Below are 22,459 nucleotides of genomic sequence, written 5' to 3'. Positions count from 1 at the left end.
GCATTGGCACATCGAGAACCTGCAACACTGGGTGCTTGACGTCACTTTTAGGGAAGACTGTTCAAGGATTGGTGACCGTGAAAACGCGAAGAAGATGGCGCTATTTCGTCGTATCGTGCTGAACCTTTTAGAGCAACATCCGCTAAAAGCCAGCAAACCAACCAAGATGAGAAAGGCTGCATGGAATGGCGATTTTAGGAGCGAGATTTTCTTTGGTTAAGAGATTTAACAAAGCTTAATCCCGCCCTGTACACCCAATATCATGACCCACTTATTTATTTACTAAACGGTTTTGTTTCTCAAATCAATTGCAAGCAAGTTTTCATCCCTTTACACATCAGGGTGAGATCGCGAACAATTTTCAGCCATTAAAACGGGCATACTTCTCAATTTAACGGCTTTGTGAGCTTATATTCTCTTTTGCCGAGACACGATCATGAGCCTTCATTCCCTTACCAAGCACTTTGAACTTATTGAAGACCACCGACAGGCCGCCAAAGTGACTTATCCCTTGTTCGATGTGTTGTTCCTAACCGTGGTGGCGGTCATCAGTGGCTCTGAGGGCTGGGAAGATATTGAAGACTTTGGCCATTGCCACTTGGAATTACTGAAGAAGTATGGTGATTTCAGTAAAGATATTCCTGTTCATGTGTACTGGTCAACCCAAACTGGCTTTGTTTCCTAAATCGAGTCAGCGAACAAAACTCTCATCATTGTTCAAATATCAAGCTACATAGTGGGTTTCAGGCATACCTAGCCCAGTAAGCTTGTTCAAAGCCCTAATCATCGCGTAAGTTTCTCCCACCTGAGCGTTATAATTCCGCATGCTCAACGTCTAGCAGTTGTTTTATCCTGTACATGGCGGTTTCTGAGATTGAACGGCGATGATAACCATACCGTTTTTTCCATTGCTTATTTGAGCCATGAAGCTGTTGCCAACTGACGGCTAAGTTTCGTGGATGCCCTTGTTCCCATAGTGCAGCACCTTCCCTAGGTGGAATGAGCACTAAAGCGCGTTTTCGACGAACGGCTTCGTGACAGGCTTTCGTGTCGTAAGCACCATTACCCGAGATATTGCGGATTTTTCGATGGGTTTGCTTAAGTAAATTGGGCATCACTTCAGCGTCTGTTACACCTGATAAACTGAGTTCTGCGGCAATAATTTCATGGCTATGTGTATCTACGGCAATATGCAGTTTACGCCACACTCGGCGCTGTCCATCTGTACCATGTTTCTTCACTTTCCACTCACCTTCGCCATAGACCTTCAAGCCTGTCGAGTCGATAGCTAAGTGCTCAATGGCGTCGCGAGTCTTGGTTTTAAAAGCAATATTGACCGTTTTCGCGCGTTTACTGATGCAGGTGTGCGGGCAAGATAATGGGATGTCACCCAGTTTAAGCACCGAATTGATGAAGCCCTGTAAGGCTCGCAGTGGCATAGAGAAAATACGCTTAACCATCAACGCAGTGGTAATGGCTAAGTCGCTAAACACTTGAGGGCGACCTTTCTTGGGCTGCTCGACTTTGGCTTTCCACTTAGCAATTGCATCCTCATCAATCCAGAAGGTAAGTGAACCGCGGTTGATTAAGGCTTGGTTGTATTGCTTCCAGTTGGTTGTTTTATAGTGAGGTTTTGACACGGTTGATGGGTAAGTTGATAGGCGATGCCGATCAGATCTACGGCTACGGCTACGGCTACGGTTTTAGTTCAACCTATTTAGGAAACAAGGCCACCCAAACTGGACACTTTTAGTTGAGAATTTTCAAACTCTACAGGTGACAGAGCGTCATTAGCAGAATGAAGCCGCTCCAAGTTGTAATATTTCATGTAAACCGTCACATCTTGCTTCATAAACTCCCTTGTTGGTTGATTAACTTTAAAAATCTAATCGTGTTTCAAGCTACCAAAGAAACGCTCAACAACAGCATTATCCCAACACGCACCCACATCACCCATGCTGGCTCGGATACCATAGCTCAATAGCAGCCTACCGAATTGCTTACTGGTATATTGCGAGCCTCGGTCACTGTGGAATACCAGCCCTCGCGCTGGTTGTCGCAGGTTGTAGGCTTTTATTAATGCCTTAGATATCAAATCTGTGGTCATGCGTTTATCTATGTGCCATCCCACAATCCGGCGTGAATATAAATCCATCACCACAGCCAAATACATCCAGCCTTCACCCGTCTTTAAATAGGTCACGTCACCCGCCCAAACCTGATTAGCCGATACTGGATTAAAGTTCATGTTTAACAGGTTATCTGCCACTGCATCTGAGTGTTTCCGCTGCGTAGTCACCTTGTAAGCACGTCGCTGGGCTGCTTTGAGTCGAAGGCGGTGCATAATTTTACGAACGAAATAGCGACCAACCTGGTAGCCTTCCTTGCGCAATTTTTCACCATTTCACGATTCCCTAAGCTGCCTCGACTTTGCTTAAATAACTGTCGAACAAGGCGATAAAGCTTCAGTGTTTCAAGGCTTATCACGTTTGCAGGGCGTTTATGCCAATCGTAATAGCCTGATTTACTTACACTCATTACTCGACATAACAGTGCTATGGGAAGCAGGTGAGATTGCAGTTTGATGAAACGAAATCTTACTTCATTTCTCTCGCAAAGAAGGCGCTTGCCTCGGCGTGCCCCTTGGGTATTTTTAGAATTTCTTTCTCCATGCGTAATTCTTTGTTTTCTCTACGCAATCACTTTAGCTCATCACGCTCAGACTCTTCTAAGGTGATACCTTGTTGCAGGGCTTGGTGTTTTTCTTTCCAGTTTTAAAGCAGGCTCGTGCTAACTCCAAGAGACTTTGCCGCATCGGCAACGCTATAACCTTGCTCTAGCACCATCAAGACGGCTTCATCTTTAAATGCCTGCGGATAACTCTTATGTGATTTTTTCAGACTCATATAGACCTCTTAATTTATTGACCATACTGTCTCAAAATTAAGTGTCCGATGGGATTAGACCAGAACAACCTATTCGATTAATGCCCAGCGAAAAATTGTCTCCTTTACCGGATATTTGTCTCTTTTGCGTACTTCCTTTCCAAGTCTAACAATTGATAGCACTGTCCGCTTTCTCACCGTATTGGCTTGAAAATATCTTTGCCATCCAAGGTGTTGTGCCGCTAACCCAATACACCACAACACGATTTCAGCCAGCATAGAGATGAGCAACAATACATCATATCGCTTTGGACAACGGCTGCGGCTTTGTCTGAGGCCCATGCCATATTGCGGACTTTTTAAATCGCGGAAGGTTTCTTCAATTTGCATTAGCTTAGCATATAAATCGACGACCTTTGAAGGGCCAAAGTAGTCTGGCGGTAAATTTGTTGCGAGTAGCCAAGGCTCTTTACTCCCTAAGCTGTAACTCTTTTGTGCAGTGTGATTTCGCCCAGCCTTAGAAGAACGTTTATCCTTACGCAGCTTAGGTTTAGCTTTAAACAAGTGCAGGCAACATTGTAACGGAGACTTGCGCGCTAACTTGACGCTACCTATGTATTTCGCGGTTTAATTCGCTTTAGGGTAGAGGGATTTATTTGACTGCCATGATGTTTGGCCCTTGAGCATAAAACTGACATCACCGCGAACTCGACCTAGCCAAAACCAGCCATGGCGCTCGACTTCCCTAAACCAAGTATTGCGATAACCTGCATCGGTGACGATGAGCGGGCAGCATCCTGGTGGCAATACGTTAGCAAGCTCAGCTAAGAAAGCGTTATGACTGCGTGGGGCATTGTAATCTTCAAACAGAAAAGTGCGTTCGTACAACGTAATGGAGCGACCTTTAACACTGATTGATGCGCGTAAGGTCATCATTCGCAGTTGTTCGCGCACATCAGACCAATCCACAAGAATAATGGGCATCGGATTTGAGCCGCAGAGATACTGTGCATGCCATTGATAAATAGCGAACTTATCTTTGACAACATGTAGATTTCCGAGCAGTCGGTCAATACGCTTGATATTGTGTTTTGGTGCAACGTTACCCGTTATGTTCCGTCCTAACTGGGTTAACGAGAGTTGATTGCCATCGAGTAAAGACTCAGTAGCAACCATCAGAGAATTAAGGCGTTTTTGGTGTATTTGAGGGCATTGTTTTTTGAGTAAATCGTGTAATATGTCGATATCACGCATGATGTTGGATCTAGTAGGTTTTTGGCGAAATTGATTAGATCAAACAGCATCATGCGTGTCTACTTATTTGAATCCCATCGAATTTATCTGGGGATTCGCTAGCAAACTTCGTAGAAAGGTGTCAATTTAACACACATAATGGCCCAACTTACAACTCGAAAGAATATTCTCATTGTATTTCAATTGGATAAACAAAAAACTATAACGGCATATATTTTGTATATTAACAGTCAAACTTACTGCTCTGACTTAAAGGTGGCATATGCACCAACTCGAACTTATTGATGAACCCAGCCAACAACCGTCCGAACTTTCACAAAGTAAATTACCCGGTGACATAGCCATGTGGCTAGTGATCATGATGGAGCTGACTGTATTTGCATTATTTTTTATCGGCTTTGCAGTAATGAAGCGTTTAGAACCAGATATGTTTCTACAAGGCCAACACACAATCCACATCACCATCGGCCTAGGTTGTACCTTGAGCCTATTGCTCAGTAGCTATTTGGTGGCCTTGGCACTTAATGAAGCAAAACGAGGCAATAACGCTAAAGTAGCCAAGTTACTCCGTGGCAGTTTATGTTTGGCTTTTGTTTACCTTATAGCTAAAAGTTATGAATATACCTTGTTGATTAATGATGGTTTTGATCTATCTACCAATGACTTTTTTACCTTGTATTTCTTGATCACTGCATTCCACTTTATGCATGTGATATTAGGTTGTGGCATTTTATTTTATTTACTTCAACAAAGCCGCAAGCAATTTTACGGACTGAATGAGCATCAAGGGTTTGAAGCCGCTGCTGCTTACTGGCATATGGTTGATTTAGTGTGGGTTTTAGTATTTTTCTTAATTTACATTGCCCACTAAGGGTAATAGTTATCCATTTATGATGATTAGAGGACGGGAACTTATGCCGTTATTTCAAAAAAATATTAAATCGATACACTTAGCTGCCATTATCTTAATTGGATTAACTTGCCTAACGACGGCAATCAGTTACTCCCCCGTCATTCTTAGGTTTTCCAGCCCACTCTCATTAATAGACATCAACCCTTCGGTACGATTGTTCAGCATCATTATTATTGTTTTAATGACCATGATTAAGGGCATAAAGATTGTTGATGTGTTTATGGAGATGCGAGATACGCCGAAACAATGGCGCCGATTTGCCTTAAGTTATCCCATTATTATCCCGCTTGTGCTCGCTTTAATCCTCTATCTTTAAAAGGCTAGCATAGGTTTGATATTCGAGATTTGAAAGATAAACTCAGTTCGCCGTTAAGTCGCTACAAATATATTTGTGCAACTCCTCACAGTTTATTCGGTACTAACAAGACAAAAACACCAATGTTGATATATTGACAACATTAATTTAGCTTTTGCCTAATTTGTTGTCAATATTCCCCGTTGGAGCCCGTCATGTTAGAGCAAACTTTACTGGATATCGCCTTAGATCTCAGCCAAAGCATACCCCAAAAAGCCCTTTATCAACGCTTTATGACCGCGGTCAATCAAGTGATGCCCTGCGATGCCGTAGCGCTACTAGAATATCAAGGTAATGAATTAGTCCCTGTCGCCGTTGATGGGTTACTACCAGAAGTGCTCGGAATGGGTTTTGCTCCCCATGAACATCCTCGACTTGAGACTATTATGGGCTCAAGGCACCCTATTCGTTTTAATGCCGATTCAGAGCTTGCCGATCCCTATGATGGTTTCTTAGTGATTGACCCCAAAAGAGTGCTTGATGTTCATGCTTGCATAGGTTGTGGTCTGTACGTGGAAGATTCACTCGTAGGGGTACTCACTTTAGATTCCCTCAACGTTGGAGCGTTTGATAGCATCAGTGATATTAGCATCGCCACTTTAGCTGCACTTGCCGCCGCGACGATACGTAATGTTAATTTACTCACGAGACTAGAGTCCCAAGAAGAATATCGACTCAAAGAAAGAGAAACCTCCTTTAATCAAAAGCCATTAAAGAAGTCCGACTTTATTGGTGAAACGCCCTGTATGATGGCCCTTAAAGATGATATTCGGATTGTCGCTAATTCAGACCTGTGTGTATTAATCAGTGGCGAAACGGGGGTAGGTAAAGAAGTTGCCGCTCGCAGCCTGCACGCGCAATCTAAACGTAAGCAGCAAATTTTTGTACAATTAAACTGTGCAGCCTTGCCTGAAACATTGGCAGAGAGTGAGCTATTTGGTCATATTAAAGGCGCCTTCACCGGAGCCACTAAAGACAGAATGGGCAAGTTTGAATTAGCCCACCAGGGCACACTATTTTTAGATGAAGTTGGGGAATTATCCCTCGGATTACAAGCTAAATTATTACGATTTATCCAAGAGGGCGAAATCCAACGCTTAGGGCTAGATCGAAATATCCATGTAGATGTGCGCATTATTGCTGCCAGTAATCGTAATTTACTGAATGCGGTTGATGAAGGACGTTTTCGTGAAGACTTGTATTATAGACTTTGTGTTTATCCACTCCATGTACCGCCACTTCGCGAACGTCCAGATGACATTCCTCTACTTTGCGGTAATATTTTAACCCATTTTAAACACAAAATTGGCTTAAGCCATGCCAAAAGCATCCGCCTTAGTGCAGAAGCAATGCAAACTTTACTTGCCTATTCATGGCCAGGAAATGTCAGGGAATTACAGCATGTATTGATGCGCGCAGCGCTTAAAGCCAGCGCTGAAAGTAAAGGAGTTATCATTGTTCAACGTCATCATTTAAGTTTTACAAGGGAGCGATTTAACTCAACAGCAACTTTCAATGCGGCATCAATGGTAACTTCCAGCACATCGCCAAAAACATCCAATAACGATGTATCGTCACCCTTAATAAGCTCACCTGATGAAGTGTCATCAACTGCTGCAAGTACGATATTAGATACAGCATCGTTCACTAACGAGACGCAACTCTCGCCACGCGTGGATACAACGCATTCCTTTAATGATTTAGTAGCAGATTTTCAACGCCAAGTTATACGCCAAAGTCTTGAGGATAATGATCAAGTCTGGGCTAAAGCCGCGCGGCAACTACAACTTGATAGAGGAAACTTACATCGTCAAGCTAAACGTCTAGGGCTAATCGTATAATGCACGACGGTAACATAAATGCATGGCGATAACGTAAACGCACACTAACTCAATTTACATATGGTCTTTACTTTACTCAAATATAAATAAGTAAAGACTGTTAAATAGTCTAAATATTATCAATAACTAAACTATCAACAATCTATTTGTTAATAATAAAAACAACTCAGTGTAATCAGCCCAAGCATGAGCACTAAAAAGCCTTTCATTATTCTCACGGGCCAACCTTGAGTGTGCTTAAGTCCCATAAAATAATCGATAACTAAAGTCCCCTTGCTAAGCACTATCCCTGCTACCAGCAATACACTGAGTTGGTTGATATGCACTAAGTGTTCACCCTCCACCTTTTGCTGCGGCCCTTCTGCCAGTAAAGTACTAAAAAGCGTTAATACCACCAAGGTCAACCACACCATTACAGGCCAATGGTTACCCTTAAAAACCGAGGCTAGTCGGAGATTAAGGCGCTTAATAAAACGGTTTGCCATACAATTAGCCTCAAATAAACTCAAGATAATCAGTGTTGAACGAATACTGTTAATTACGCTGCTTATCCAAAACGCAAGTTAATTATATGGCATTTTTCTATCATCACTATGCAATCAATGTAAAACGTATAAGAGCGGAAAGATGACAATCCAGACTAAATCAATCATATGCCAGTAGGTCGCCGCACTTTCTAACCCCTCGTGATTATTCGCATCATAAAAACCCAGTGCGGTAAATATCGTCACCACACTTATGGTAGCCATACCAATCAATACATGTAGTAAATGATTGAAACCAATGTAATAGTAACCCGCAATAAAGTAATCATCCCTTAGATTAATACCGAGCGCGCCATTGCGGTGATACTCCAAAAATTTCACCACACAATACAAGCCGCCTGCGACTATGGTTAAAAGCAACCAATGAATAGTGCGCTTGATATTGCCTATTTTGATAGCCGCCATCGCTTTAACAATACATAAACTACTGCTGAGTAAAATAAGGGTATTACTAAGGCCAGCAAGAGTGCTGAGCTTTTGCGGCCCTTGGCTAAAATCCGCAGGGAAATAAGCTTTGGCAACCAAAAATAACACAAAAAATAAGCCAAACTCGGTTAGCTCAGCGTAAATAAATACCCATACCGCAAGCAAGCCAGGAGCCTTACGTTCGCTTGTGTGTGTGACTATCGAGTTTTGACTAATCTCAGCATCATATTGATTAGCCAAACCTTCGGATTCAACACTTAAATCAAATTTAGCCATAGTGTTAGTCATGCTATCGACTTAAAAATGTGCATTAACAAGCTTTGATAAAGCCTTAATTGTTTCAGGCTCATCAGTTAGTGGCTCGATAATACAATGCAAACAGGCTATTTGTGCATGACATCCACTGGACATCATTTTCGCGGCATAAATCAATAACCGTGTAGATACCGCTGCCTTTAAATCAATATCACTTAAGCGACGAATATCAGCGCCTAATTTGACTAAAGTGTTCGCAAGTTCAAGCTTAATTCCGGCTTCATGCACCAGAATATTTGCTTCGTTTTCTGGGTTTGGATAATCAAAAGACATAGCAACAAAACGCTGACGAGTGCTGGGTTTAAGCCCTTTCATCATATTTTGATAACCTGGGTTATAGGACACCACTAACATAAAATCTTTATGGGCTTTAATGACTTCTCCAGTGCGCTCAAGATGAAGCTCGCGGCGGTGATCCGATAGCGAATGCAGTACTACCGTAGTGTCTTTGCGGGCTTCAATAATTTCGTCTAAGTAACAAATTCCGCCATGGCGTACGGCCCGTGTTAACGGACCATCTTGCCAAAAAGTGCCGTCAAAACTGACTAAATGACGCCCAAGCAAATCTGCTGCGGTTAAATCATCATGGCAAGATACGGTCACTAATTCACGACCAAGGTTATGTGCCATATATTCCACAAAGCGGGTTTTACCGCAGCCGGTAGGACCCTTGATGAGTACCGGTAAGTTATGTTCTTTGGCAAAATTAAAAATCTCGACTTCGTTATCTTGAACTTGGTAGTAACAACTGTTGGTATCTTCGGTCATAACAGGCTCTCTTATCACGCAAAAATAGATAAATTAAATCAAAGGGAATTAGTGCATCGCAGTAAGATGTAGATAAATTTTAGGTAGTACTCGCGGTAACTCGCTGGCATTGCTCACAATAGAAAACCCATGATGCCCAAAAAGATATGGGAGATAATCATGGCCTTTTTTATCAATAGTGACACAATAAGGCACTAAGCCTAAAAGTTTAGCTTCAACAATGGCTTGGCAAGTATCTTCAATACCATAACGACCTTCGTATTTGTCTAAATCGTTAGGTTTACCGTCTGTAATAATTAACAATATTTTATTGGCTCCGCCTCGTTCTGCCAGTAATTGGCTAGATTGTCGAATCGCGGCGCCCATACGGGTGTAGTAGCCAGGTTCGATACGGGCAATACGGCCTCGGACATGATCACAATGCGGCATATCGAAATTTTTAAGGATGTGATAGCGCACATGTTGGCTACGCACTGATGAGAAACCATATAATGCAAACTCATCACCAAGGCGAGCCAGCGCCTCGCTAAAAACTATTAAGCTGTCACGGATAACATCAATTACCCTTTGCTTATCATCAATATAGGCTTCTGTTGATAGAGATAAATCAGCCAAAATTAAACAATTCACATCTCGATTCTGTCGCTGGGTATCAATATAAAAAGCTTGTTTGCTGGTATCTTTTACAGGCAAAGCATAGTCATCTAGCCAAGCGTCGAGATCAATTTCGTCACCACTTTTTTGAGCTTTTCTGCGGTATGGCGTTAACCCTAAATGCGCAAAAAGCGCCAATATATCTTGGCTTAACTTTTTATATTCGCTGGATAACGCAATGGGTTCAACCTCATCACTAATCATAGTTTGCAGCACGCACGCGTCATCAACCAAGCGTTGCTGTTTATAGTCCCATTCGGGTAATAAAATACCTTCGCCTAAACGTAAATCATCTTGGGCGGCTGCGGGTAAATCTAAGTCAAAACGGATCCGGGCAGCACTCGCCTTACGGTGTCGCGATAAACTAATAATATCGAGATCTTTTGCAATTTCGGTAATATCGGTATCGTCATCCTCATCACTTTGACAACGATCTAGATTGATTTGCTCAGTCCACGTCATCAAAGCTTCAGCTTGAAAAATCAGTAGTCCATCGGTTTTACGATTATCATCAACATATTGTGCTTTTTTACGTTGATCAATTTCCTGCACTTCACCCGCTTTACGCTTGGGTTGGGTTTTATTTTTTTCATCCGCTGGCTCAAAATCCGCACCTGCGCCTTGAGTTATTAGCGGTGGATAAAGCCACAGTGGCACAGGCAACACATCTTTATGGCTATGGGGGTATTTATCCATAGCTCCGGGGATTTCGATTACTGTTGCAATGGCTTTTTCTGCTAGCGTTAACCCATCCTTTTGATTGAAGAAATCACGGTTAAAAAACTCAGTCGCTTTTGTTTTAGTCGCCTCTTTAGCAAGTAAAGTTTCAAGCTCAAGGTTTCGCAGCCCTAACACTTCATGAGCTAACTGACTGTATATACGCCTCAGTCCAGCGTATTGAGTAATTAAGTGTCGAGTGGCTTGTTGATTGTCATTAAACCAATCGGTCATGTCTTTATAAAACAGGCCACTGCGGCTCTGTTTATCTAACTGGGCAGCTAAAGCAGTTAGCCAAAAATATAATGATTGATTAAGATCTTTTTCAGCAAATAGCGCAATAAATGGCGGGAGTCTTACACTGCGTTCGTCTTGCCAACTTAAATAAAACTGTTTATGACTGCCGGCGATTTTCTGCATCGTACTGCGACGGATATTAAGATCACGCTTTTCGGCTATTTCAAGGCTTTTAGCTCCATCACCGCCCATAGCACGGTAATAAATTAATAGTTGAGTTTGTAATTCACTGAAATGGACCTTAGCAGCGACATGGTCGGTGGTCACTTGGGATGTTAACCATTTATCCCATATTTTGCCGACGACTTCTTCCATTTCTACCTCAATAATATAATGACGAATGCTGATATTTATAATTAATTCGTTATCAATAAACAACGAAAATGCACACTCAGATTTTATAGTTTTTACTATTCGATTTTAAGTAACATTCATTAAAATTGATATAAATGAAACCTAATAAATCAACATTAAGAGTCTGATAAAAATATTGATTGATATGAATAGCGTTAAATATCGATAAATGTGGCTGCAACCTAAAGGCCGCAGCCACATTCACTATCAAATCCTTTATTCAGCTAACGTCGCATTAGCATCAGGATATTGTTTGCCATTTTTATTGGCGACTACAAAGCTTGCAAAATAAGCAGCAACGCCCACAGTAAAGAGTAAACCAAACCCAAGACGCGCAATATAGAAAGGTTTAAGCATCTCTTGTGTTGCCATAAAGCTTAATGCTTTACCGGCTTCTGGGATGCGTTGTAATGCAACTTGCCAAATTCCCGCTGCTGTTAACGCAAAGGTAATACCTAGCATGCCGATACACATTAACCAAAAACCAATTCGCTCGACTTTTTGTGCCTGCACACTGTTGCCTTGTGGGCGACCGTTCATTACTGGCATAGAGTATGAAATCATGCACATCACTACCATCGCATAGGCACCAAAGAAAGCTAAGTGACCGTGTGCAGCAGTAAGTTGTGAGCCATGTGTGTAGTAGTTAACGGGGGCTAGCGTATGCAAGAATCCCCATACACCCGCACCTAAGAAAGCCATAACCGCAGTGCCTTTAGCCCATGTGGTGGCGATCTTATTATTGTGTTCTCTACGGCGCTCTTTAACCATTTTAAAGGCAAATAACACCATCATAAAGAAAGGCACAGGCTCTAACGCGGAGAAGAAAGATCCCATCCATAACCAGTACTTAGGTGGGCCAACCCAAAAATAATGGTGCCCCATACCGATAAGCCCAGAGATCAGCGCCATCGCAATAATCACATAAAGCCATTTTTCAATGTGCTCGCGGTCGACACCTGTGACTTTAATGAGTACGAAAGCTAATAGAGCACCTAAAATAAGCTCCCATACGCCTTCAACCCACAAATGCACCACAAACCACCAGAAATATTTATCTAATGTTAAGCTGTCAGGATTATAGAAAGAGAATAAATAGAAAACGGCTAAGCCAATAAGCCCCGTAATCAGCACCATATTAATAACCGTCTTCCGGCCTCTCAATATGGTCATACCAATATTAAAAACAAAGGACAAACAGACTAATACAATACCAACTTTGGTAATGGTGGGTTGTTCTAAAAACTCACGGCCCATTGTCGGAAAGAGTTCATTTTTAGTGATCCGAGCCAGTTCAGCGTAAGGAACAAGTAAGTAACCTAAAATAGTTGCTACGCCCGCTACCACAAAAACCCAAAAAGTAATTTTAGCGAGTAATGGACTGTATAGCTCTGTTTCAGCTTCTTCAGGGACTAAAAAATAACTTGCTCCCATGAATCCAAATAACATCCAAACAATCAGGAGATTGGTGTGCACCATTCGCGCTGCATTAAAAGGAATATAAGGAAAACCGACATCACCATTGATGTACTGCAACCCCATTAATAAACCAAACAAAATTTGGCCAGCAAATAACATCATTGCAAAAACAAAATACGGTTTTGCAATTCGTTGAGATTCATACTTCATAATTCGCTCCTCTCCTTAACCTTCGACATTCGGTGGCCAATTGTTATCGTCGATCCTGGATGTCCAGATTAAAAAATCTGCCAAGTCATCGATTTCAGCATCGGTTAAGTTAAATTGCGGCATCTTACGACGTTCAGGAATAGCGAGAGGTTGAGCATTAACCCATCCACGTAGATAACTTTTAAACGCAGCTTCGTTACCCGCACCACGGCGATCAAACACGTTAGCAAGCTCTGGAGCATAATAAGCTCCCTCACCCATCAAACTGTGGCATCCGATACAGTTGTTGGTTTCCCATAAACCTTTACCTGCAATGACATGCTCTGTCAGCGCTTCCCTATGCTCTCGCTTTGGTAATTGACGGACAGTATCTACCGACAACCCCAATAACAATAACAAAAAGAAAAAGCTGCCGCCGTAATAAATATTACGAGCCATACTTTTTGTAAATTTTTCAGCCATTAACGACTCCTTGATTTGTAATTCAAACTACAATTGCAATTTTGAAAAGCAATTATCGCGCCAACCTTTAACAAATTGATTTTTATATAAAAACTAGCTTGTTACATTAGATAGTAATTAGGACGAGTCAAATTGACTACAATTACGCTGTCGATTTGATATCACTAATGGGCACTATTGAACAAATCAGTGAACTAATTGGTGTTGCCATGATCAGATCTCCTGACTCACCTTCAGGACGGCAACATGGGCAAATCAATACGTAAAATCGTTAATTGGAAGCAATACAACCAAGCGTTAGTGAACCGTGGTTCGCTCACCTTCTGGGTGGATGAAGCTGCAGTAAAAGCGTGGTACTGCCATGAGCATCATGGCGGGCGTGGACGCGGGTTTAGCTATAGTGATGTGGCGATTGAAACCGCGTTGATGGTCAAAGGCATCTTTAATTTATCATTGCGTGCGCTAGAAGGCTTTCTCAACTCATTATTTACATTGATGAATGTTCCACTAACATCACCTGATTACACTTCTATCAGTAAACGCGCTAAGACAGTCAATATCAAGTACCGCAACCCTAGTCGCGGACCGATAGCGCATGTTGTTGTCGATGCCACGGGCTTGAAAGTGTTTGGTGAAGGCGAATGGAAAACGCGCAAGCATGGCAGCGAAAAACGCCGCACATGGCGCAAGTTGCACTTAGCCATCGATACAAGCACTCACGAAGTCGTTGCAGCTGAAGTCAGTTTTGTGTCAGTAGGCGATAATGAAGTATTGCCGACCTTGCTCAATCCTTTACGGCGAAAGATAACGCAGGTATCGGCAGATGGGGCTTATGATACAAAGGGTTGTTATCAATTACTGCGACGTAAAGGCTGTAAAGCTACCATCCCACCGCGCTCAAATGCGGGGTTATGGGAAAAGGGGCATCCACGTAATGAAGCGGTAGAAGCACTGAAAGCGGGTCAACTGAAACAATGGAAAATCGATAACGGCTATCACCAGCGCTCTCTAGCAGAGACCGCCATGGGCCGATATAAACAGTTGAATAGTCCAATGCTAAGTTTACGTGATTACAATGGGCAAGTTGCAGAGGCGTTGGCTGGTGTGAAGGCGATGAACAAAGTCATTAGACTGGGTATGCCCGTTCGCCAGCAAGTTGCTTAATAGGCAGAAGTCTTGGAACGATTACGTTCTATGGAATGATTTAATCAACAACGTCCTTTAAATTCAGCGGTATGGATTTTACAAATTTGCAGTGTCGTTGATGTTGTTTCACCACGTTAAATTATTTTCCTTATTTATCCAAGATATCCAAAAGTGCAGGTACAGATCAGTTATCTTGTTTTGAACATTCCTAATTGTTGTACAATTTTCTCTGTAACTTGATTTAAATAATCTCCTTGTTGTTCTAGATCAGCACAATCGCTCGAGTTAGATCCTGAGAGTATCTTAAGAATTTCTATCTCCTTACTTACATCACCAACTAATCTGTTCACATAGCTAATATCTACGTTTCCATTGCCTTGCTCTTGCCCAATCAGTGTCAGAATTTCACTTATATTTTCACAAGCAATATTCAGTTCTAACTGGCTAGTGGCGGTATAATCTGAAAGTAAAATAATTGCGGAAGTTTGCGATTTCATCTGGCTGCCCGCATCGAGCACAGCTTTCGATATCCCAGAAATAATTTGGTTAATTTCATTTAGGCTGTCTTGTGTTGATTTGGCGAGATTTCTTACCTCATCCGCAACAACTGCAAAGCCACGACCGTGCTCTCCTGCTCGTGCCGCTTCAATAGCTGCATTTAATGCTAAAAGATTTGTTTGATCTGCGAGCTTATCGATGGCTGATACGACTCCTTCAATAGTCATTGTTTGTTCCGAAAGTTGATTGAACTTCCGTTCAAGCTGTTCATTACTTGCAATGAATGAACCTAAATCATTAACCATGGCCCCCATATTTTGGTTAGACCGCAGGAGGCCAATTTGTGTGTTTTCTACCTGCAAACGCGTCTCATCAGCTTTAGACTGTAGAGCTAATGAGGTCTTATCTAAGGTTTCGATCTGAGCGGTCAAAATACTTACTCGATTATCCTGCTCTTTGATACGACCAGAAATATTTTGAGCCTTTAATTTTAGAAGAACAGATATTTCATCAGAGGCTATGGCCTGATGTTGAATATCGATTAAAGCACCTTTTACATTTTCTCTAAATGTATTAATTACACGAAGAACTTTATCAATTTCACTGTTGTATTGGCTGTCAATTTTACAGGGTACAGAAAGATCTTTCCTTTCAAAGTTTTTCAAATAAACAGTAACATTTTTCAACGAATCTACTCCCCAAACCTTTTCGTCTATATCATGAATAATTAGAAAAACTGTTATAACGTATTGGATTATTTGCGAAAGTAAAACTTCAGTTAAAAATGTAGCATTAACAAAAAGTATAATAGCACCTAGCCAGTGGATAACCCTCATCCGAATAAATAGTGAACGCATATATTTCCTCTGTAAACCCAAACACTTTAATAAGATAACCATCTAAAAATAAATACTTAAAATTCAGACTATCAATTGTATGCAATGCAACATTTTAATGTTTACATAAGCGGATATGGTTTTGAATAAAAAAAACCTTGAATTATATCAACTCCTGCCCAGCGAACAAAGTCCGACTGTGCTTTAGTCTCGATTCCCTCAGCAACAATCAAAGCCCCTTTTGAGGAACATAACTCGATTATTTCCCTGTAAAGACTCGTTGCCCATAAATCTTCGGGAGTATTTTTTATTAGCTGTAGATCTAATTTTATGAAATCAAAATTAACTTGACTCAATCGGATAAGATTAGAGTGGCCAGCACCAAAATCATCCATCGCAATCTTAAACCCCAACTTTTGTAAATAAGAAATTTTTCCAACAACAAGTGAGTCATTAATGCTATCTTCACAAATCTCAAGCACTAGTTTCTGTTTATCTTCAGCATTTATATGTATTAATATTTCATTCCATAAACGCAAAAATAGATCATCTGAAATAATTTTACCTGATATATTTATCCATATGCTATTATTTATTTTATGATGTAAATTTTTATTTATAAAAAGGTCTGCTAGTTGCTGACAAGTCATTGCAAACATGATTTCTTTATTTTCCCCTAAAAAATCAAATAGCTTATGAGTAGGGATCGGCAAATTACTACCTTTAATAAAACCTCGTGTTAATAATTCCTGACCATAAACGGAACTAAGAGAAGACGTTATCAAATCCTGAACATACCAGTCTAATTGTGCGGTTTGTCCATAAAAAGCGAACTCAAACATTATTAACTCCAGTCAAGTTCAGGAATGAATAGATCACATCCTCTTCTTTAAGACGGGATGACAACTCATCCAGTAACTGCCTGACTTGTAATACATATTCCTCTCTAGCCTTCTCTTTATCGGGAAATAGCATTAGCGTTCGGACCAATGTCATCGTTTTATCACAAGTGTTTTGCAAGGAATTATAACCCTCTATCAGCTGTTTTTTTTGTACTTGTGAGATATCTACACTCGATAATGCAGTACTAAGAAATGTATTCTCTAGTTCTAAATGGACCTTAACCCCTTTAATCAAACGCTTTATTTTTGCATCAAGCAAAAACCAATTAAGTATTGTTTGTGGGAGTAAACTTGAAACATTTTCAATTTCTTGTATTAATTGAAGATGTTGTTTAATCAATATTCCTGACCAGGTTGCAGCATATTGCTGACTGGCTTCACGAAAGCTGATATTTTCATAGTCTCTTTCCATGTGCCTGCCTAATCCTATCTAAACCCATATTTGGGTAATTCTTATCATTACATTAGAGCGTAAGCCTGTCTACGAAAGTATAGATTTAATTTCTCCTGCATTATTTCAGCTACCCATAAAGAGGCATATAGCACCTTTATGAATAGCATCGAGCTTAATTTGAAATTATGATTTTGTATTGAACATTTTTTTATCTTTCTGTTCTGAATTAGACCAAAAGTTAATATTGAACTGAGCATCATCACTTAGCTCAACCCTGTGCCAATATTGTGGTGGACTGGTAGCAAAACTACCAGCAGGAATAACGACTTTGATTTCTGGTTCTGTCGCATTCTCATTAGCAAAACCATAATAGATAACAACACCTTCCATCACACAGAGTTGGCCGAAAACATCCTCTGCAGTATTATGGTGTGAAAGCAGCGCAGCAGGCACATTTTCTTTAGTGAAAAATGGAGTAGAACGTTGAATCGTCCAGTTTTTGGGAATTCTTTGATGGCTCATAAGCTAGTTTCCTATCCGTAATGGTTTTTGACGTACTTTTAAACCTAGTTGATCTGGATTTCTCTTAATAATGGAAATGCCTGATTCAGGTTATCCTGTGTAACAACAAACCCAGTCATGCGCTGGTTTTGGTTATATGCCTTAGCAATCATCCCCTGCTCAGTAAAATTGACTTGCCAACTTGAACTTAGATCATAATGTCCGCCAAGTTGTATTGGATAATTCAGTGTTTTAATCCTTATCATCAAGGCTGGTATATTTAGCAAAGTTGGATCAAATAGCAGCACATTTGGCAGTGTGTTTGCGCTAAGGACAATTGGTTGAAGAAATGCCAATACTTTGCCATCAATCTCAGCACAATCACCTAAAGCATAGACATCCGCTATAGAGGTTTTTAGCTGCTTATCAACGACAATTCCACGACCCACCTGAGCTCCGACTATTTAGCTAACTCCGTATTAGGCACGAGATCAGCAGCAGAAATTACTCAGTCCGCTTGGTACTGTGTGCCTTTTTTAGTCGTCACTATTAGGCTAGTACCATCATGCTCAATCGCAGTCGCATAATCTAAACATTCAATTTGAACACCATCACTACGCAACTGTTTTTCCTGCTCGGTAACAACAAAGTGAGGCATCAAGTTGGACATCAGATGGACACTGGGTTCTAGTATTTGTACTTCCTTACCACTCGTTACGTGATCCATCGCCAATTCAGTACCAATAAGCCCGCCACCCATGATTAGAATACGTTTCGCATTCGTAATCCGTTGTTGGTAGGCACGATAATCTTCCAAGCTATTAAGTGTGACCAATTCACCAACAGCATCACCACTCAACGCAGGTATAAAGGTTCTAGCACCCGTAGCAAATACAAGTCTAGAGTAGCGGTAACAATTACCATTGGCCGAAGGAATGGTGTGATCCTGAGTGTTAATATTTTTCCCCTAATGTTAGTAAAAAGCTCAATGTCATACTTTGCAGCAAAGGCTTATCCCGTCATAGAGATAAGATCATTAACATTCTGTCGGCGTGTGAATACATGGCTCAGATCTGGTTTGTTGTATTCATCGCCATTATCTGCAATAAACAATTGAATCTGCATAATGCTGTTTTTACGCCGTAGTGATTTAACTAATTAGTAAGCAGCAAAGCCGCTACCGATAATTATTAAGGGATCTTTCATCAGGCCGCCATTTTGTTTTTAAGCTTAATATCGTTTCAAATCCAACATCTGTTAAGCGAGCATGTATACGGTCTAAAGCTCCCCCGTTCCAGCCATCGCTCCCAAATGCGCCAGCCTTCTTATTTTTAAACCTAAGACCGGTGATCTCTTCCAGCATCCCTGCGATCTTAGGTATCATCACATTGTTCATAGTAGAAGAACCGACGAATAATCCTTTAGAACGAAACACATTGGTAAGAATCTCATTTTTGTCGTGCTTAGAGACCTTAAACACCTTCACAGCAACTTTTGGATCTATATTGTGAATGCCCTGAGCGATGGTATCCGCCATCATGTGAGTGTTGTTAGACATAGTGTCATAGAAGTTCGTAATTCGGTCTTCCTGATAGTTGTCTGCCCACTCAAGATACTGATGCACAATCTGGGTTGGGATATCACGCCAAACAATACAGTGAGAAGTTGCAATCATTTCGACTGAAACATTAAAACTCAGAACTTCCTTAATCTTTGCTCTCACCAAGCTACTAAAAGACGTGAGGATATTAGCGAAATAGCGAAGACACTGTTCCATTAGTTCATTTTGATCTACTTCATTATTAAATAAGTGCTCATCACAGTAATGCTGACCAAATGCATCATTACTGTATAGTACTGCGTCACCTGTCAGATAGGTCATCATACTATCTGGCCAATGCAGCATTGGAGCTTCAATGAAAATAAGCTGCTTACCGTTCCCTATATCAATAGTATCGTCCGTTTTGACAGCTTTAAAGTTCCATTCAGGATGATGGTGGCAACCAACAATTGAGTCTATTGCTGCTTTAGTACAGTAAATTGGTGTTCCCTGTATTTTCTCCATCAGAGCAGACAACGCACCAGAGTGGTCTTCTTTAGCATGGTTAACGATAATAAAATCGATATCACTCAGATTAATCTCTATCTCTAGATTCTGGATGAACTGGTAACTAAAGCTATGGTCCACATTATCTATCAACACCGTTTTTTCTTCACAGATTAGATAACTGTTGTAACTCGTTCCTTTAGTCATTTTGTCTTACCTTAAGATAGTTACCTCCCATCACCAATGCATTATATGCGCCAACAGTGCAAACAATTAAATATCAACAGCTTGATCCAACACCTTAATAGCATTGTTAAAATGACAAAGCCAAAATCACTGTCATTTTGATACCATTTATTATCTAAATGACAATTTTCATGCTAATGTGCATATCATGATGCTCTCGGCTGGGAATGCCTGTACTGCAACACGGCAATTTAAACAGCTCAAAGGCCTGTTAAATCTCCTTTTACGGGTAAAGAAAGGTTTCATAAACTCGGTATTTGGCTTAATAAAAGTCCACTCAAGTATGTGTTTGAGTTATTGGCAGGGAAAAGGAAAGGCAACATCGACCTAACGCTACTACCTCAGTTCAGCCAAACTTGAGATGAGCAAGCGCTCGCCTACTCAATTCGTTCCCATTGGGAAATTGAGAACAGTTTCCACTGAATGTTAGATGCATCAATGAAAGAAGATAGCTGCCAGATCTATCAAAATTATGGGGCTGAAAACTCGGCAATGCTTCAACAAATATCACTCAGGGCAGAGTATTCCACCGAAGCAGAAAAAGCTTGAATGAAGCCATTTTATCTAGAATCGGTTTTATTTTAATAAATTAATTCAATAATTTATTAGATTATCTTGCATAAAGAAGAATAATTATCTTTATGATAAGGTTATTGTCATATAAACAATTCATCAGGATTTAAATGATGGTTACCAACCAGATTGGAAATGAGTGGATACAAGTTGCGTTAGATATTACCTCCGGTATTTCCGATCAAGACAGGTTCGATAGGTTACTTTCTACCATCAGACAAACACTAAAATGCGATGCTTCCGCTCTATTACTTTACAGTAACCAACAGTTTGTCCCATTGGCAACTAATGGTCTGAGTGCTGACGTACTTGGACGTCGGTTTAATGTTAACCAACATCCTCGTTTTGAGGCTATAGCAAGAGCGGGAGATATTGTTCGTTTCCCTTCTGATAGTGATTTACCCGACCCATATGACGGCCTTATCCCCAACCGTGAGGGGGATCTAAAAGTACACTCTTGTATAGGTTTGCCACTTATGTTGGAAGGACGTCTGATAGGAGCAGTGACTATCGATGCTTTTGACCCCACTCAGTTTAAAAACTTAAAAAATGACGATCTTCGAATAGTAAGTGCATTGGCAGCAGGTAGCCTAAATACAGCCTTACTAATGGAACAACTTGAAAGAACTTCAGGGGTTAATACAAATACCCAAACACTGTCTCGCAAATTAAATCAGCAAGGAGATATGATTGGTCAATCTCTACCAATGCGGGAGCTCAAATCACAAATTGATGCAGTCGCTGATACAGAGCTATCAGTACTCATTATGGGTGAAACGGGTGTAGGTAAAGAGCTTGTAGCGACAGCACTCCATGCCCAATCCTGTCGTTCAAAAAAACCGCTAATTTATCTGAATTGTGCAGCACTTCCTGAATCAGTAGCAGAAAGTGAGCTATTTGGACATGTAAAAGGGGCCTTTACTGGAGCAATAAGTAATCGTAAAGGTAAATTTGAGCTGGCGGATAATAGCACCCTATTTTTAGATGAGATAGGTGAGCTGTCACTTCCACTACAGGCAAAATTACTCCGTGCACTCCAATATGGGGATGTACAACGGGTTGGTGACGATAGAAATATCAAGGTAAATGTTCGAATTATTGCGGCTACTAACCGAGTGATGCATGATGAAGTAAAACTAGGTAATTTCCGATCAGACCTATATCATCGTTTAAGTGTTTTCCCCATCTTTGTCCCTCCATTACGCGATCGCGAAAAAGATATAGTACTGCTCGCCGGATTTTTTGCAGAACAATGCGCACATAAATTAGGTGTTGCAAATATCAGCCTCGATACAACAACGCTTAGCGTTGTCCAAGACTATCATTGGCCAGGTAACGTCCGTGAACTGGAACATGCTATTAACAGAGCATCAGTGATTGCAAAATTCAACGCTCAGTCGGAACAAATAATCCTACTTCCACGTCACTTCAATCTTTCAGGGATACCAATACTCCAACAATCTCCCGAACACATACCCGTAGATACTCCAGAAACTAACATTACCAAGTACCAACAACTCGGACTAAAAGACGCCATAGATCTATTCCTGACCCAACTGGTGCAAAACACCTACTTAGAAAACAATGAAAACTTGAGTGCAACTGCTAAGCAACTGAAAGTCAATCCGGGAAATTTACACCGTTTAATGAAACGCCTGAGCTTAAAATAAGCTAATTATTTTAGTGAAAAATAAATTATTTAATCTTGAACTATTAATTTTTTGAGTTATTTTTTGGTATGGTTAGCTTTTTTATATCCAATAATTGACTTTATGTACTATTTAAAACACTAAACGTCTTTGTAAAACATATCATTGTTATTATAAATTATTTCAATCAAATCAAAATAGATGACTAATTACTGTTTAACAGATTTTGATATATTCCATACTGATTACTAG

At 40.7% G+C, this 22,459-nt stretch carries 16 protein-coding genes and 8 pseudogenes; 8 read left to right on the top strand and 16 right to left on the bottom strand.

The genetic code is table 11. The annotated features are described in order from the left end of the window. Both L5L98_RS03165 and L5L98_RS03160 read left to right on the top strand, forming a co-directional pair. Positions 1 to 220: pseudogene (locus L5L98_RS03165) on the top strand (ISAs1 family transposase); the annotation flags it as partial. 216 nt (positions 221 to 436) lie between these two features. Continuing rightward, positions 437 to 649, top strand: a pseudogene (locus L5L98_RS03160) (transposase family protein); the annotation flags it as partial. Positions 650 to 724: 75 nt separating this feature from the next. Here L5L98_RS03160 and L5L98_RS03155 read toward each other — a convergent pair. The 3 pseudogenes from L5L98_RS03155 to L5L98_RS03145 form a co-directional block, all read right to left on the bottom strand. Then, positions 725 to 1,640: pseudogene (locus L5L98_RS03155) on the bottom strand (IS5 family transposase). Between the two features lie 77 nt (positions 1,641 to 1,717). Further along, positions 1,718 to 2,906 (bottom strand): annotated as a pseudogene (locus L5L98_RS03150) (IS3 family transposase). A 69-nt stretch (positions 2,907 to 2,975) separates the two neighbouring features. Further along, positions 2,976 to 4,139, bottom strand: a pseudogene (locus L5L98_RS03145) (IS4 family transposase). 262 nt (positions 4,140 to 4,401) lie between these two features. On the opposite strand from L5L98_RS03145, the gene L5L98_RS03140 reads away from it, so the two are divergent. The 3 genes from L5L98_RS03140 to norR (L5L98_RS03130) all read left to right on the top strand — a co-directional run bounded on the left by L5L98_RS03140 (position 4,402) and on the right by norR (L5L98_RS03130) (position 7,248). Then, the gene (locus L5L98_RS03140; protein ID WP_263138429.1) at positions 4,402 to 5,010 is read left to right on the top strand and encodes a cytochrome c oxidase subunit 3 family protein; all 609 of its coding nucleotides are present in this window, start codon (positions 4,402 to 4,404) and stop codon (positions 5,008 to 5,010) included. Positions 5,011 to 5,053: 43 nt separating this feature from the next. Then, on the top strand, positions 5,054 to 5,368 hold the full coding sequence (locus L5L98_RS03135) for a cytochrome C oxidase subunit IV family protein (protein ID WP_263138428.1): 315 nt from the start codon (positions 5,054 to 5,056) through the stop codon (positions 5,366 to 5,368). Positions 5,369 to 5,562: 194 nt separating this feature from the next. Beyond that, a complete protein-coding gene (norR, locus tag L5L98_RS03130) occupies positions 5,563 to 7,248 on the top strand; it encodes a nitric oxide reductase transcriptional regulator NorR (RefSeq protein ID WP_263138427.1) in 1,686 nt (561 codons plus the stop codon). A 149-nt stretch (positions 7,249 to 7,397) separates the two neighbouring features. On the opposite strand, the gene L5L98_RS03125 is transcribed toward norR (L5L98_RS03130), so the two are convergent. From L5L98_RS03125 to L5L98_RS03100, 6 genes are all read right to left on the bottom strand, one after another. Then, positions 7,398 to 7,733: a cytochrome C oxidase subunit IV family protein gene (locus L5L98_RS03125; RefSeq protein ID WP_263138426.1), complete on the bottom strand. Its 336-nt coding sequence runs from the start codon at positions 7,731 to 7,733 to the stop codon at positions 7,398 to 7,400. Between the two features lie 114 nt (positions 7,734 to 7,847). Beyond that, positions 7,848 to 8,507, bottom strand: a complete 660-nt coding sequence (locus L5L98_RS03120; protein WP_263138425.1) for a cytochrome c oxidase subunit 3 family protein — start codon at positions 8,505 to 8,507, stop codon at positions 7,848 to 7,850. A gap of 9 nt (positions 8,508 to 8,516) precedes the next feature. Then, entirely contained in the window at positions 8,517 to 9,302 is a 786-nt protein-coding gene (locus L5L98_RS03115; RefSeq protein WP_263138424.1) for a CbbQ/NirQ/NorQ/GpvN family protein, read from the bottom strand. Between the two features lie 48 nt (positions 9,303 to 9,350). Then, positions 9,351 to 11,285 (bottom strand): nitric oxide reductase activation protein NorD, encoded by a 1,935-nt coding sequence (locus L5L98_RS03110; RefSeq protein WP_263138422.1) that lies wholly within the window; start codon positions 11,283 to 11,285, stop codon positions 9,351 to 9,353. Between the two features lie 255 nt (positions 11,286 to 11,540). Next, positions 11,541 to 12,953 carry a cbb3-type cytochrome c oxidase subunit I gene (locus L5L98_RS03105; protein WP_263138420.1) on the bottom strand — a complete coding sequence of 471 codons (1,413 nt, stop codon included), beginning with the start codon at positions 12,951 to 12,953 and terminating at the stop codon, positions 11,541 to 11,543. 15 nt (positions 12,954 to 12,968) lie between these two features. Then, positions 12,969 to 13,415, bottom strand: coding sequence for a c-type cytochrome (locus L5L98_RS03100; RefSeq protein ID WP_220774249.1), 447 nt, complete (start codon positions 13,413 to 13,415; stop codon positions 12,969 to 12,971). Positions 13,416 to 13,661: 246 nt separating this feature from the next. Between L5L98_RS03100 and L5L98_RS03095 the strand changes: the two are divergent. Beyond that, positions 13,662 to 14,623, top strand: a pseudogene (locus tag L5L98_RS03095) (IS5 family transposase). A 126-nt stretch (positions 14,624 to 14,749) separates the two neighbouring features. Here L5L98_RS03095 and L5L98_RS22370 read toward each other — a convergent pair. The 7 genes and pseudogenes from L5L98_RS22370 to L5L98_RS03060 form a co-directional block, all read right to left on the bottom strand. After that, positions 14,750 to 15,916 (bottom strand): methyl-accepting chemotaxis protein, encoded by a 1,167-nt coding sequence (locus tag L5L98_RS22370; RefSeq protein ID WP_317633946.1) that lies wholly within the window; start codon positions 15,914 to 15,916, stop codon positions 14,750 to 14,752. Positions 15,917 to 16,017: 101 nt separating this feature from the next. Next, positions 16,018 to 16,737 carry an EAL domain-containing protein gene (locus L5L98_RS03085; RefSeq protein WP_259523916.1) on the bottom strand — a complete coding sequence of 240 codons (720 nt, stop codon included), beginning with the start codon at positions 16,735 to 16,737 and terminating at the stop codon, positions 16,018 to 16,020. Then, positions 16,730 to 17,209 (bottom strand): hypothetical protein, encoded by a 480-nt coding sequence (locus tag L5L98_RS03080; RefSeq protein ID WP_248991734.1) that lies wholly within the window; start codon positions 17,207 to 17,209, stop codon positions 16,730 to 16,732. Before L5L98_RS03080 ends, L5L98_RS03085 begins: the two co-directional genes overlap by 8 nt. Positions 17,210 to 17,374: 165 nt before the next feature. Next, positions 17,375 to 17,713 carry a DUF1971 domain-containing protein gene (locus L5L98_RS03075; RefSeq protein WP_248991735.1) on the bottom strand — a complete coding sequence of 113 codons (339 nt, stop codon included), beginning with the start codon at positions 17,711 to 17,713 and terminating at the stop codon, positions 17,375 to 17,377. 44 nt (positions 17,714 to 17,757) lie between these two features. Further along, positions 17,758 to 18,141 (bottom strand): hypothetical protein, encoded by a 384-nt coding sequence (locus L5L98_RS03070; protein ID WP_248991736.1) that lies wholly within the window; start codon positions 18,139 to 18,141, stop codon positions 17,758 to 17,760. Positions 18,142 to 18,200: 59 nt separating this feature from the next. Beyond that, a complete protein-coding gene (locus L5L98_RS03065) occupies positions 18,201 to 18,629 on the bottom strand; it encodes an FAD-dependent oxidoreductase (protein WP_259523964.1) in 429 nt (142 codons plus the stop codon). A 255-nt stretch (positions 18,630 to 18,884) separates the two neighbouring features. Continuing rightward, positions 18,885 to 19,949: pseudogene (locus L5L98_RS03060) on the bottom strand (flavodoxin domain-containing protein); the annotation flags it as partial. Between the two features lie 319 nt (positions 19,950 to 20,268). Here L5L98_RS03060 and L5L98_RS03055 point away from each other — a divergent pair. Both L5L98_RS03055 and norR (L5L98_RS03050) read left to right on the top strand, forming a co-directional pair. Continuing rightward, positions 20,269 to 20,534: pseudogene (locus tag L5L98_RS03055) on the top strand (ISAs1 family transposase); the annotation flags it as partial. Positions 20,535 to 20,668: 134 nt separating this feature from the next. Then, entirely contained in the window at positions 20,669 to 22,228 is a 1,560-nt protein-coding gene (gene norR, locus L5L98_RS03050; RefSeq protein ID WP_259523917.1) for a nitric oxide reductase transcriptional regulator NorR, read from the top strand. Positions 22,229 to 22,459: the final 231 nt, after the last annotated feature.

Origin of the sequence: Shewanella sp. SM23, from assembly GCF_025654295.1 — a bacterium.
In the GTDB taxonomy this organism is placed as follows: domain Bacteria; phylum Pseudomonadota; class Gammaproteobacteria; order Enterobacterales; family Shewanellaceae; genus Shewanella; species Shewanella oncorhynchi.
Note: the sequence above shows the minus strand (reverse complement) of the source record. Positions and strands in the feature narration are given on the sequence as shown.

Bases quoted from the DNA above. Each gene is read 5' to 3' on its own strand.
- L5L98_RS03075 (WP_248991735.1), bottom strand. From the start codon at position 17,713: ATGAGCCATCAAAGAATTCCCAAAAACTGGACGATTCAACGTTCTACT.
- L5L98_RS03140 (WP_263138429.1), top strand. From the start codon at position 4,402: ATGCACCAACTCGAACTTATTGATGAACCCAGCCAACAACCGTCCGAA.
- L5L98_RS03135 (WP_263138428.1), top strand. From the start codon at position 5,054: ATGCCGTTATTTCAAAAAAATATTAAATCGATACACTTAGCTGCCATT.
- L5L98_RS03105 (WP_263138420.1), bottom strand. From the start codon at position 12,953: ATGAAGTATGAATCTCAACGAATTGCAAAACCGTATTTTGTTTTTGCA.
- norR (WP_259523917.1), top strand. From the start codon at position 20,669: ATGATGGTTACCAACCAGATTGGAAATGAGTGGATACAAGTTGCGTTA.
- L5L98_RS03125 (WP_263138426.1), bottom strand. From the start codon at position 7,733: ATGGCAAACCGTTTTATTAAGCGCCTTAATCTCCGACTAGCCTCGGTT.
- L5L98_RS03110 (WP_263138422.1), bottom strand. From the start codon at position 11,285: ATGGAAGAAGTCGTCGGCAAAATATGGGATAAATGGTTAACATCCCAA.
- norR (WP_263138427.1), top strand. From the start codon at position 5,563: ATGTTAGAGCAAACTTTACTGGATATCGCCTTAGATCTCAGCCAAAGC.
- L5L98_RS22370 (WP_317633946.1), bottom strand. From the start codon at position 15,916: ATGCGTTCACTATTTATTCGGATGAGGGTTATCCACTGGCTAGGTGCT.
- L5L98_RS03080 (WP_248991734.1), bottom strand. From the start codon at position 17,209: ATGGAAAGAGACTATGAAAATATCAGCTTTCGTGAAGCCAGTCAGCAA.
- L5L98_RS03115 (WP_263138424.1), bottom strand. From the start codon at position 9,302: ATGACCGAAGATACCAACAGTTGTTACTACCAAGTTCAAGATAACGAA.
- L5L98_RS03085 (WP_259523916.1), bottom strand. From the start codon at position 16,737: ATGTTTGAGTTCGCTTTTTATGGACAAACCGCACAATTAGACTGGTAT.
- L5L98_RS03100 (WP_220774249.1), bottom strand. From the start codon at position 13,415: ATGGCTGAAAAATTTACAAAAAGTATGGCTCGTAATATTTATTACGGC.
- L5L98_RS03120 (WP_263138425.1), bottom strand. From the start codon at position 8,507: ATGACTAACACTATGGCTAAATTTGATTTAAGTGTTGAATCCGAAGGT.